Raw genomic sequence first — 11187 nt, forward strand, 5'->3', positions numbered from 1 at the left:
TTTGAATAAATTGAAAATATATCAATTGTTAATTCATCACTTACTGTTTTCATTTTATCAACTAACTTATTACATTCTTTACATATCTCCAAGTAGGATGATCTTTTATCCTTTGGATTGGCAACTTTAACCACTATACCTTTTTTCTCTAACCTATTTATAATCCCTGATATAGTTGGTCTGTCTGACCCTAGCCTTTGAGATATTTCCGCTGCAGTAATTGGAATAGTTGATGAATATATCTGAATTATAACTGAGAACTGCGCAGCAGTAATATCAAATTCCATTAATGCTTTATCTAGTTTGTTTTTAAGATGTCTTGATGCCTTGATTATTAGGTAAGATAAGTTCTGCATATGGTCCCCCTTATATAATTAGTATGCTAACTATATAATTAGTATACTAACTTAGTTTATATTTGTCAATTGATTATAAGGATTTATATTTCTTCAACATATAACTATTTTTCTCATGAAATATTTGTAGTATTAGGTAAAATAATAAAACTTACCCGATGCTTTTTATGAACAAGGCGAAATTGCTAATCCTTTAAAATGGCTACCGTAGTGAATCCATTTATTAGTTGCATATTTAGAGTTACGTATTTGCTTTATACAGGTAACCATTCATTTTTATGCAAATATTATATAGCGCAGTGATATAAATTGTCACTGCTAGGAGGTTAAAATTCAATAAGTCATTTTAATTGAATAAATCAATAACAATTATAAGGCTGTACTCATAACAAAGAGTACAGCCTTATAATATTCTTCATCTTTTTATGTAACCCGTTGACTTATATGAGTTATTAAACAATTTGTTCCCGTCCACCGGGAGTTCTTATGATCCAAGCAAATTTGCTAAAATCTCCTTTTTAAATTAAAGCATTATTTGATATAGCAACATAAATCCCGTCTAAATAAACAGATCAGAGGTATCAACTACAATGTCGCATCTCTCTTCTATATTAAGGGTTAAAAAATATTGTTCTTCCATAGGAATCCATTTAGAAAGATACTTTTGAAACATATCTTCTCCGCTACGCCTTAGAATACGTTCCTTCTGAACCTGTGAATTAAGAGTTAAAAAGATTTTTAAGTCATAATATTGTAAAAGTGTAGGATGTAAGCAATAAACGCCTTCAATAATAGTGACTTTTTTAGGTTCTACATGGATTGATTGTCCCAAAGTTCCGCTCACACAAGAATATGGTTGATAGGTAATAGCCTCCCTATTCTGTAAGTGCGTAATGACTTCTGTTTGAAATCTCTCATAATATATATTACCACCGGACTTAGCTAAACGTTCCTTAGTTTTCATCTCATACGGAAGAAAAAAATCGTCCATATGAAAGAGGTTACAGTCAAACATCTCTGCAAGTATAGCTGCAAGAGAGCTTTTGCCACTGCCACACCTACCTTCAATTGCTATAATTGAAGGTGTATTTGCCTTGGTCAATTTTTCCACTGCTGCAAACACAAAAGGATACTTTGCATAGCTTTCTTGCATCTCTTGATAATGTAAATGGTATGGACTATTATCCTTCATAATGTATTCCTCCTTATTATTTTTACTTTATACTTATTATTATAATACCAATATACCTCATAATGTTTGTAAAATAACTTTCTTAATTTCTATGAATTTTTCTGATATAAGTATATCTTTAGTTCTATTTTTAGGTAAATCAACAATTATTTCTTTTTTTATAGTTGCAGGTTTATCGGATAATATATATATTCTATCAGATAAGAATATTGCTTCTTCAATATCATGTGTTATAAATATTATTGTAGCTTGTAGTTCTTTAATCACATCTAAAAGCCAATAGTGCATCTTCGCCCTAGTAATAGCATCAAGTGCACCAAAAGGCTCATCCAAAAGCATAATATCAGATGATGACATGTATGTTCTAAGTAGTGCCACTCTCTGCCTCATTCCTCCCGAAAGCTGAAATGGATATTTATATTCAAAACCCTCAAGTCCAAAGGTTTTAAAGTATCTTAGTACCTGAGCCCTTGCCTCTTTTTTAGATTTCCCTTTTATAATAAGAGATAATGTAGTATTATCCACAATGTTTTTCCAGGGAAGTAGCAAGTCCTTTTGATGCATATAACTTACCTTTTTAAGTGTACCGTAGCATTCTTGCCCATGGATTATAATATCACCCGCATCTTGGATTAAAAGACCTGATATGATATTAAAAATTGTACTTTTCCCACTGCCACTTGGCCCAAGTAAACTTATAAATTCATTATCATTAGCATAAAAAGAAACATCATTTATTATGTTCATGCTTCCAAAGTTTTTTTTAATATGTGATACCCTTAATTTTTCCCTATTATTCTGGTAAGTACTCATTAGTGAATGCCTCACTCCCCTTCATATCTTTTTCTATGAGCTTTCTATCTAAAAGAAATTTGGTGTAATTATTCCAAACTGATTCTTTCATTTCACCCCATCTATTAGCTTCAGCTTTATACTGATCTTTTAAATATTCTTGACTCGCTATTGCAAGTGCTTCATCTGTTTCAGGTGCATTTTCCAATAAAATTCTAGCACTTTCCTCAGGTTTTTCCATGCAATATTCATATCCTTTTGTAACAGCTTTTAAAAATTTCTTTGCCATTTCTGGATCCTCTTTTAATTTATTTTCATTAGCTATAATTACTGGAGTATAATAATCTAAATCTGTATTTAATTTACCAATATCAATATAGTCAATAGGAATATTTTTAAGTTTAGCCTCTATTCCTGTCCATCCATAAAATATCCATTCAAAATCAATAGCTTTCTTAGTTACTGCGAAAAAGTCATCTGCTCCTGCATCAACCATCTTTAATTTTGAAAAATCAGCATTATCTTTTTCCATAACTGCTTCTAATATTGCATTTTCAGAAGGAGAACCCCATCCACCATAGGTTTTGCCTTCAAAATCTTTAGGCGATTTAATATTTTTTTGCACAGGTGCTGCAAAACCAGAAGTGTTATGTTGAATAATTGTTGCTATAGCCTTTATTGGAAGCGGATCTTTAGATGTTCTTGCATAAGTTACATCTTCTTGATAGCTTACCCCAAAATCTCCTTTGCCTGCTGCAATTAAAGTTGAAGTACTTCCTTCTGCGGGTTGAATAATATCCACATCCAGTCCCTCTTCTTTAAAATACCCATTATCTTTTGCTACATATAATCCAGTATGATTAGTATTTGGCACCCAATCTAAAATAACCGTAACCTTTTTTAAGGCTTCTTCTTTTTTTACATTTTGATCTTTTGCAGCACAACCCACAAATAAAACCGTAGTCATTGAAACTGTTAATAGTAATGAAATTATTTTTTTTAGCATAATATTACCTCCAATTAAATCATCTCCTGCGGAGCTGAAATATTAATAATATATAAATTTAGTCTTTCTTATCTGCTTTATTTCGACTCCAAGGAGTAAAATAGTATTGTAATAAATACAACAATCCAAATAGTGCCATGCTTAACATTACTATAATTATAATTACTGCAAAAACTTTATCAAGGGCATATGAATTTTTAGCTCTAATCATATATATCCCAAGACCCTTACCTCCGCCTAGCCATTCTCCAATAATTGCCCCCATAATACTATAGGTTGCTGCTATTCTAAGTCCTGAAAAAAAGTTCACTGTGGAGGATGGTAGCTTCACCATAGTGAAAATTTGAAAGTTACTGGCCCCCATAGTCTTTAAAAGATTTATCATATCTGTGTCAACTGATTCTAAACCATCAATCAAACTAACAAGTATAGGGAAAAAACATACTAACACTACCACAATAACCTTAGGCAATATTCCAAGGCCAAACCATATTATAAAAAGTGGTGCTAAGACAATAATAGGAATAGTTTGGGATACTACTACAACTGGATATATACATTTTTTTATAATTTTTACATTATCCATTAATATAGCTAAAATTAGTGCAAATAAAATAGATATTACGAACCCAACCATGGCTTCATATAGAGTTGCATAAATATGGTTAGTGATATTGGGGATTATTTTAAAAAATGTAATAATAATATCTTTTGGTGATGGCAATATATATTGTGGAATTTTCCAAATTTCTATAGATACCTGCCATATAAAAAGGACCAATAATTGAAAAACTATAGGGATAAGCTTATTTTCTATATTTATATACTTTTTCATTCATGGTCACACCTTCAGCTTTATAATCAATTTTCACCATAGAAACAACCCTTGATGCTCCATACTCTATACAAATTTCTTGAGCCCTTTTAACTATATCTAAAAGCTCATCTAGTTCACCTTCCATTGTAGTTTCCATTGGTCCCACCTCATATTTTACTCCACTAGCTTGAATATACTCTATAACCTTATCTACCACTGGATAAATTCTTTCCTCTATTACTACTGGTATAACTTGAAGACTGACATTTACAACTGACATTTTAATTCCTCCTTATTCATCACCTATGGTGATGCATTATTTAAATAAAATTTATTGTTATGATTGTACTATCTAAGTAATTAATGCAATAAAATAAACCCTTAGCTCATAATTGAACGAAGGGTTTTATAAACCTATAATTTTACACTATTTATATAGTCATGCTATACTCCAAATGTAAATCACGTATTCCCTCCGTTGGCATTATCCAATTCAGGTATAAGGGTCGAAACACAACTGTTTCCTCTCAGACAAATATATTGACTCCCCTAATTTTTAATATTTAATTACTTTACTCCTTCATAATACCTATAATATCTTTTAATGTCAATCATTTTAAAACACATCTATTATTTAATATGATTACATGGAAATGCACCCTATATGAACATTTACCTTGGAAAATTTAACATTATGATAATTTGAGGAATAATGCGTTTTTATGACCTCTTCCCCTATTATGTGACAGGAAAGGGTTACGTTTACATTTCAAAATTTGATTATTATAAATTTAAGTGTTAGAGTTTTTACATAACCAATTCGCCGAACTGATTATATTAAATATGAAGGAGGGATTTTTGTGAACAAGTATCAAAAACTTTTTGAACCAATAACAATAGGCAAGTTGAAATTAAAAAATAGAATGTCCATGGCGCCAATGGGATTGATTTTTTATTCTGACCCAAATGGTGGGTTTAATGAAAATGCGCAAAACTATTATGTAGAACGTGCTAAAGGTGGTATTGGGTTAATTACTACTGGTATTTGTAACGTAGATTATGATGAAGTGGAAGATTTAATAATGCCATGTCCAACATACAGACCTGCATTATTTTGTAGTTCTGTAGCATCTATGATTGAAAGAATTCATGCTTATGATACTAAAATAATGTTACAGCTTACAGGTGGTTTAGGTCGTTCTGCAATTCCAGGACTTGTAAAAAAACACATAGCCCCATCTATTAATGAAAATCGTTTTGATCCAAGTATAATTCATCGAGAAATGACAACTGAAGAAATTCAAGTTTTGACTAACAATTTTATAAAATCTGCTGCAATTGCTAAACAAGGTGGTTTTGATGGTGTTGAAATCCATGCAGTACATGAAGGTTACTTACTTGATCAATTTGCAATCAGTTTTTATAATAAACGTACTGATGAATACGGCGGAGATTTAAGAGCAAGATTAAAAATCGCAACTGATATTGTAAAAGGTGTGAAAAAAGTATGTGGTGAAGATTTCCCAGTATCTTTGCGTTTTAGTGTTAAATCCTTTATAAAAGCTCTTCGTCAAGGTATATTACCAGGAGAAGAAGCCGAGGAAAAAGGAAAAGATTTAGAAGAAGGCTTAGAGGCTGCAAAAATTTTAGTAGAAGCTGGGTATGATATGTTAAATGTTGATGCAGGAACTTATGATTCTTGGTACTGGAATCACCCACCAATGTACTTTGAAAAAGGAATGTTTCGCGAATTTGGAAGAGCTGTGAAAAAAGCAGTTGATGTACCTGTTATACTTGCAGGTAGATTGGATGATCCTGATATTGCAATGGATGCACTTAATGGTTGTTGTGATATAGTATCGTATGGACGACCACTTCTTGCTGATCCTTATCTTCCAGAGAAAATTCGTACAGGTAATTTTAAAGATATTCGTCATTGTCTTTCTTGTCACGATGGATGCATGGGAAGACTTGCTACAGGGTCTCCATTGTCCTGCGCAGTTAATCCTGCTTGCGGAAGAGAAGAAAAATATGGTTTAGTAAGCACTGACTTGCCAAAGAAAGTATTAGTAATTGGTGGTGGACTTGCAGGTATGGAGTGCGCACGCGCAGCAACAATTCGTGGTCATAAAGTAACCATAGTTGAAAAATCCAGTAAACTAGGTGGAAATATTATTCCAGGTTCTGTTCCAGATTTCAAAACTGACGACAGAGAATTAATTAAATGGTACGAATACCAATTAGAAAAACTTAGTATAAATGTTATAAAGAATACACCAGTAGATAAAGCATATGTTGAAAACTTTGATGCTGATGTAATTGTAGTTGCAACAGGTTCATCTCCAATTAGTATTGATTTTGGAAGCGAAAATAATGTATATACTGCAAATGATGTGTTACTAGATGTATCCAAAGCAGGCAATGAAATAGTTGTTGTTGGTGGAGGACTTGTAGGATGTGAAGCTGCCTTATGGTTAGCACAGACGGGTAAAAAAGTAAGTGTTGTTGAAATGAAAAGTGAAATTTTAGGTGGACCCCATGGAATGCCTATGATGAATTATTCAATGTTAGTTGAGCTTTTAGCATTTAACAATGTAGATGTTTATAAAAATACAAAAGTTGAAAAAGTAAATAAACATTCAGTAGTTATAACTAACAAGGAAGGTCAAGCCGAAATTTGCGCTGATACAGTTATTATAGCTGTTGGTTACCGTCAAAAGAATGATTTGTATAATAGTCTTAATGATGGTGAAAAGGTACTTTATAACATAGGAGATTCTAGAGAAGTTCGTAATATTATGAACGCAATTTGGAGTGGTTATGAATTGGGGAGAAGTATCTAGATACAAATTTAAAATTAATATATGAATACAAAGACCACAGAATGTAATATCTCTGTGGTCTTTTAGCAAGTAAAATTTGTCTACATAGAAAAAGGTATCCCTATGATTAGAGATCCCTTTTTCTATGTTATTCTTTTCAGGCCTTATCAATTTTTAAATTTAATTTACCCTACTAAAATTCTCATCAGATGTTCATTCTAGCCCTATAAACATACAAATCACCTTATATTACGCGCCTGCTGCAGCCCTATTCCATTAAATGGATTGCAACGTAGTGAATCCATTTATTGGTTGCTAACTGGTGGAATTGAAATAAAGGATGGTGAAGATTAGCTATAAGGTGCATTATATTTTCTTGAATTTAGTGATATCTATTCCACCTTTGCAATTTTATAGTTTCCTTTTTCATATATGACTTAGAGATTAGTGGTATTATTGCAGTTATAATTCTACCCCAACTATAAATTTTAGAAGGGTAAACATAGCTTTTCCCCTTCTTTATACCTTTGATAATGGCTTTTGCCACTTTATCTGGCGTTTGCATTGGCCATTCAATGAGTGCGGTATTTCCAGCAGTTTTGAAAAACTGAGTTCTAGTAGAAATAGGATAAATCATTAGTAATTTCCCCTTATTTTCTATCTCATATCTATAGGTTTTTACAAACCCATCCAATGCACACTTTGTTGCAGTATATAAAGCATATCCAGGAATAGGGAATTCCGACATAGTAGATCCAGTAAAAGCAATCATGTACTTTCTATTCTTATTCAGCGTAAACATCTTTTCAGCAGCATACATCGAAGAAAATACATTTGTCTGAAATATCTTTTCTATTCGATTCCAATCCTCTACTATAATTTTTTCATAGTATCCAAAACCTGCATTACTGATTAAAATATCAACAACACCTAATTTATTTACTGCAAACTCAAATAATTGATCAATATTTTCCTTTTTACTGATATCACATTTATAAGGAATAACTTTTGAACGAGAATATAGCAAAGGCTGTTCCTCTTTATCTACCGCTATGATTTTAACATCGTAAAAAGACAGGTGTTCCAAAAGGCTTTTGCCTATACCTGAAGCTGTTCCTGTTAAAATTATACATTTATTATCTAAATTCATAGTTACCCCCGTTCCAAATAGTAATACTTTTAGCTTATCATAAACTATATAATGGAAAAGTTTTTACTTTTAATATAAACTGCCGTATTTTATAGCGATTTTAGGCATTGCAAACTTCATGTTGATACTGTTTAGGTACCTGCTTTTATTGAAGCATTCTTGGCTGGACTTTTTAACTTCCTAAGTCCTAATAATGTCAATAAACCAAACCCCACCTTAGAAAAAATCGGAAGAATTATAAACAGATAAGTATCTACCCTCTGAGAAACTAATGCTAATCCAGATGGTCCAATTATCCACGTAGTTGGATAACCAGTCCATAGTATTAATAAATATCCTGATAAGATTAAGTAAAGCTTATATAGATTAGGATTTTGTTCACGTGCAATATTTCTAATAGGCACCCAAATTAACCATTGGATAACTAGAAATGCTATCACACCAATAGAGAACCAAATGTACCTATTGACGCCTATAGATAAATCAGCAATTAAACCACACAGTACCATTACTACATCAGCTGCCATAATTCCAATTATAATTACCTTGTTTTTAGGTGCATAATACATTGCAGTTAAACAAAGAGACAATAGTAAAAGAGGTGTAGTAACAACCCAATCTAAATAACGTGCATAAAATACTATTTGACTGCCTATTTCTATCATTCCTTGACCAATTGCCATAGATGTATAAGCAATTCCAGACCATATTGGTATCATAAAAGTAATAAAGTAATCCATTTTTGGAACACCTTTGGGATTTTTGCTCATAATAATTACCGCTATTGTACCACCAGCCATTGTGGCAACGTAAATCCAGTGCAATATAATGAACTCAGAATTCATAACCTCACAACCCTTCTAACAATTTCTTTAATGTTACATAGTTTTTCCATTTTTAAAGTTTTTATTCAACTTGATCTGCCAATTTTATATTTTTGAGTGTATTTTAATGATTTGTGTGATTATTTTCAAGAAAATCTACCCTTTGCTCATATATAGAACTTGGGAGTTAAAATAATTTGATTTAAAAATGCAACCTTCTTATACATAGTAATGAGGTTAATTCAGAATACATCAAGTTATGTATTCTGAATTAACCTTTTTAAATCTATTCGGGTACAGGAGTACCAGGTGCATTTGAAGAATAAGTATTAATTCTTTGGCAATTAAAATCTTGCAATTGAATTAACATTAATGTGCAATGCATATCGTTTTAACCAAGTCTAAGGCGTTGGGCTATAAATTGATAGTGTAAAACCTAGCTTCTTAAACTCTTTATGGGATTCTAGTCAAGAGTATTTCAAGATACTCACCATCAATATAAGTTATATGAGCTTCATCTATCATCATACCTATAAGAGTAAGCTCTGTATCTGTATCATTATCACCTGTAAGATTCCAATAGTATTCTTCCATTTCATGACATCTTGGCGCATTTAGTAATTTTTCCAAAAGTTCAAGCTTTTCTTTTGATATAAAAGAGATTTTTGCTCTTATAAATATGATTGTCTTTTCTTTATTTTTTTTTATGTCAATGTGAACATTATCTGAACCATGTTTATAACAATAACACATTAATTCGGTTACAATTTTTATATTTCTTTGATTTATATGCTTCAATATTATTCACTCTCCTTTCTAAATGCAATAATAATTGGTATAAGGATTATACATACCAATCCTCCAGCAAAACCATTATTGTATAAATTAAGACCCCCATGAAGATAGCCAACATTCATCACTAAACAAATGTGTAGAAAACCTGCAATTGCACCATAAACCCATCCAAATTGACCTGAAATAGGCGCTAATGTAGTACTAAATAAAATACCTAATACCATTCCTGGTGAATTAATTTCCCAAACATTTAGTAAAGATGCAAGTGTTGCACCTATCATTACAGGAAATACATTTCGCAAGTGCTTACCAAATGCGCCAAAACCAACAATAGTTAATATTCCACCTATAGTAGGTCCATTTAGATCTGCTCTAATTATAAGCAAGAAAATAGTTGAATATATTCCTAGAATGCCCATATTTATTATAGTAATACCCCGCCCAAATAAAAGGTAATAATCACTTACTAGTCTACCGGGTTGTTTATAAATTTTTAATAAATTCTTAATACTCTTACCATTATCTACAAACCCAACTATTATCATTACTATAAATAGAGAAAATAATGTTATAGAAAAGAACAAATTATTTCCCGTAGACCAAAGTAATCGACTTTCAAAGTTTATACCAAAGGCTCTTAATAAAGACATGAGTAAGGTAGCAAGAAGTCCAGCTGCGAAACCTATATTATAAAGATTATAACCTTGGTGAAGCTTTAGACAATAAGCTGCCATTGGAGGAAAAACAAAGCCAACAAAAGTGCTTAATAATATTCCTATAATAATATTTCCATCAAATGGTAAATGGTCTAAAAATGCTAATTGATTAACGGTAGGAGATAAAGTCGTTGCAAATAGTGCTATAAGAACATAATTTATAAACTTTTCTTTTTGGTATCTGGAATATAACCAAATTCCAAAGATTATCGGCCAAATATTTACGATGTTTTTCCCGAAAAGCGAGAAACCAGCCATTGTAAATAGTGCAGCTACAGTGGAACCATTCGGTTTTATTCCAACACATACAAGGAGAAATATAGAAGATAAAACTACTAATGACATATTAATAAAAGTAGCACCAATTCCTGCAAGTTCTATATAATCTGTTATTAGTATATTAGATTCGAAAAGTATTTTTTTAAAACCCAGAAAGATTTCCTTTGGTGTGTCTACAACAAATGCCAAAATCATAAAAGACAAACATAAACAAATAAACATAGAATAGGTTGAATGAATTTTCCGTAGCATTAAAAACCTCCTTCATGTATAAAAAATTAAACTCTTTAAAATTATTCTATAGTAAATACAAAATAAATACTAGTATAAATAAAATAATATATATAATATTATAAGAATTAAACAATAAGCAAAACAACTTGTGGTTACAATTTGTTCACGTCCCCTTTTCGCTCAGTCTGCCGGGGGTGAGTTATG

General features: G+C 31.5%; 11 protein-coding genes and 1 riboswitch. Of the genes, 1 reads left to right on the forward strand and 10 read right to left on the reverse strand.

Features of this window, described 5'->3' with window-relative positions:
- The 6 genes from ACREVX_RS02400 to ACREVX_RS02425 all read right to left on the reverse strand — a co-directional run.
- A partial coding sequence (locus ACREVX_RS02400; protein WP_431542516.1) for a MarR family winged helix-turn-helix transcriptional regulator occupies positions 1 to 356 on the reverse strand: 356 nt, incomplete at its 3' end.
- A 559-nt stretch (positions 357 to 915) separates the two neighbouring features.
- Complete coding sequence (locus tag ACREVX_RS02405) at positions 916 to 1548, reverse strand: uridine kinase family protein (protein ID WP_431542518.1); 633 nt, start codon at positions 1546 to 1548, stop codon at positions 916 to 918.
- 57 nt (positions 1549 to 1605) lie between these two features.
- Positions 1606 to 2361, reverse strand: a complete 756-nt coding sequence (locus tag ACREVX_RS02410) for an ABC transporter ATP-binding protein (RefSeq protein WP_431542519.1) — start codon at positions 2359 to 2361, stop codon at positions 1606 to 1608.
- Positions 2342 to 3346, reverse strand: a complete 1005-nt coding sequence (locus tag ACREVX_RS02415) for an ABC transporter substrate-binding protein (RefSeq protein ID WP_431542520.1) — start codon at positions 3344 to 3346, stop codon at positions 2342 to 2344. The genes ACREVX_RS02410 and ACREVX_RS02415 overlap by 20 nt, the downstream gene beginning before the upstream one ends.
- 58 nt (positions 3347 to 3404) lie before the next feature.
- Positions 3405 to 4181: an ABC transporter permease gene (locus tag ACREVX_RS02420; RefSeq protein WP_431542521.1), complete on the reverse strand. Its 777-nt coding sequence runs from the start codon at positions 4179 to 4181 to the stop codon at positions 3405 to 3407.
- Entirely contained in the window at positions 4153 to 4443 is a 291-nt protein-coding gene (locus ACREVX_RS02425) for a thiamine-binding protein (protein WP_431542523.1), read from the reverse strand. Before ACREVX_RS02425 ends, ACREVX_RS02420 begins: the two co-directional genes overlap by 29 nt.
- A 172-nt stretch (positions 4444 to 4615) precedes the next feature.
- A riboswitch (TPP riboswitch) is annotated at positions 4616 to 4724 on the reverse strand.
- Between the two features lie 299 nt (positions 4725 to 5023).
- Here ACREVX_RS02425 and ACREVX_RS02430 point away from each other — a divergent pair.
- The gene (locus ACREVX_RS02430; protein WP_431542524.1) at positions 5024 to 7006 is read left to right on the forward strand and encodes an oxidoreductase; all 1983 of its coding nucleotides are present in this window, start codon (positions 5024 to 5026) and stop codon (positions 7004 to 7006) included.
- 361 nt (positions 7007 to 7367) lie between these two features.
- Here the strand turns inward: ACREVX_RS02430 and ACREVX_RS02435 are convergent, their stop codons facing one another.
- The 4 genes from ACREVX_RS02435 to ACREVX_RS02450 all read right to left on the reverse strand — a co-directional run bounded on the left by ACREVX_RS02435 (position 7368) and on the right by ACREVX_RS02450 (position 11001).
- Complete coding sequence (locus ACREVX_RS02435) at positions 7368 to 8135, reverse strand: SDR family NAD(P)-dependent oxidoreductase (protein WP_431542525.1); 768 nt, start codon at positions 8133 to 8135, stop codon at positions 7368 to 7370.
- A gap of 131 nt (positions 8136 to 8266) precedes the next feature.
- Positions 8267 to 8980, reverse strand: coding sequence for a bacteriorhodopsin (locus tag ACREVX_RS02440; protein ID WP_431542527.1), 714 nt, complete (start codon positions 8978 to 8980; stop codon positions 8267 to 8269).
- 432 nt (positions 8981 to 9412) lie between these two features.
- Positions 9413 to 9757, reverse strand: coding sequence for a hypothetical protein (locus tag ACREVX_RS02445; protein WP_431542528.1), 345 nt, complete (start codon positions 9755 to 9757; stop codon positions 9413 to 9415).
- Positions 9758 to 9759: 2 nt separating this feature from the next.
- Positions 9760 to 11001, reverse strand: coding sequence for a DUF1576 domain-containing protein (locus ACREVX_RS02450; protein ID WP_431542529.1), 1242 nt, complete (start codon positions 10999 to 11001; stop codon positions 9760 to 9762).
- Positions 11002 to 11187 lie beyond the last annotated feature (186 nt).

Source organism: Clostridium sp., from assembly GCF_050717545.1.
Classification (GTDB): Bacteria; Bacillota; Clostridia; order Clostridiales; family Clostridiaceae; genus Clostridium_AD.

Excerpts from the sequence above, each read along its gene's own strand:
- ACREVX_RS02420 (WP_431542521.1), bottom strand. The coding sequence starts at position 4,181 with ATGAAAAAGTATATAAATATAGAAAATAAGCTTATCCCTATAGTTTTT.
- ACREVX_RS02405 (WP_431542518.1), bottom strand. The coding sequence starts at position 1,548 with ATGAAGGATAATAGTCCATACCATTTACATTATCAAGAGATGCAAGAA.
- ACREVX_RS02440 (WP_431542527.1), bottom strand. The coding sequence starts at position 8,980 with ATGAATTCTGAGTTCATTATATTGCACTGGATTTACGTTGCCACAATG.
- ACREVX_RS02450 (WP_431542529.1), bottom strand. The coding sequence starts at position 11,001 with ATGCTACGGAAAATTCATTCAACCTATTCTATGTTTATTTGTTTATGT.
- ACREVX_RS02410 (WP_431542519.1), bottom strand. The coding sequence starts at position 2,361 with ATGAGTACTTACCAGAATAATAGGGAAAAATTAAGGGTATCACATATT.
- ACREVX_RS02435 (WP_431542525.1), bottom strand. The coding sequence starts at position 8,135 with ATGAATTTAGATAATAAATGTATAATTTTAACAGGAACAGCTTCAGGT.
- ACREVX_RS02415 (WP_431542520.1), bottom strand. The coding sequence starts at position 3,346 with ATGCTAAAAAAAATAATTTCATTACTATTAACAGTTTCAATGACTACG.
- ACREVX_RS02425 (WP_431542523.1), bottom strand. The coding sequence starts at position 4,443 with ATGTCAGTTGTAAATGTCAGTCTTCAAGTTATACCAGTAGTAATAGAG.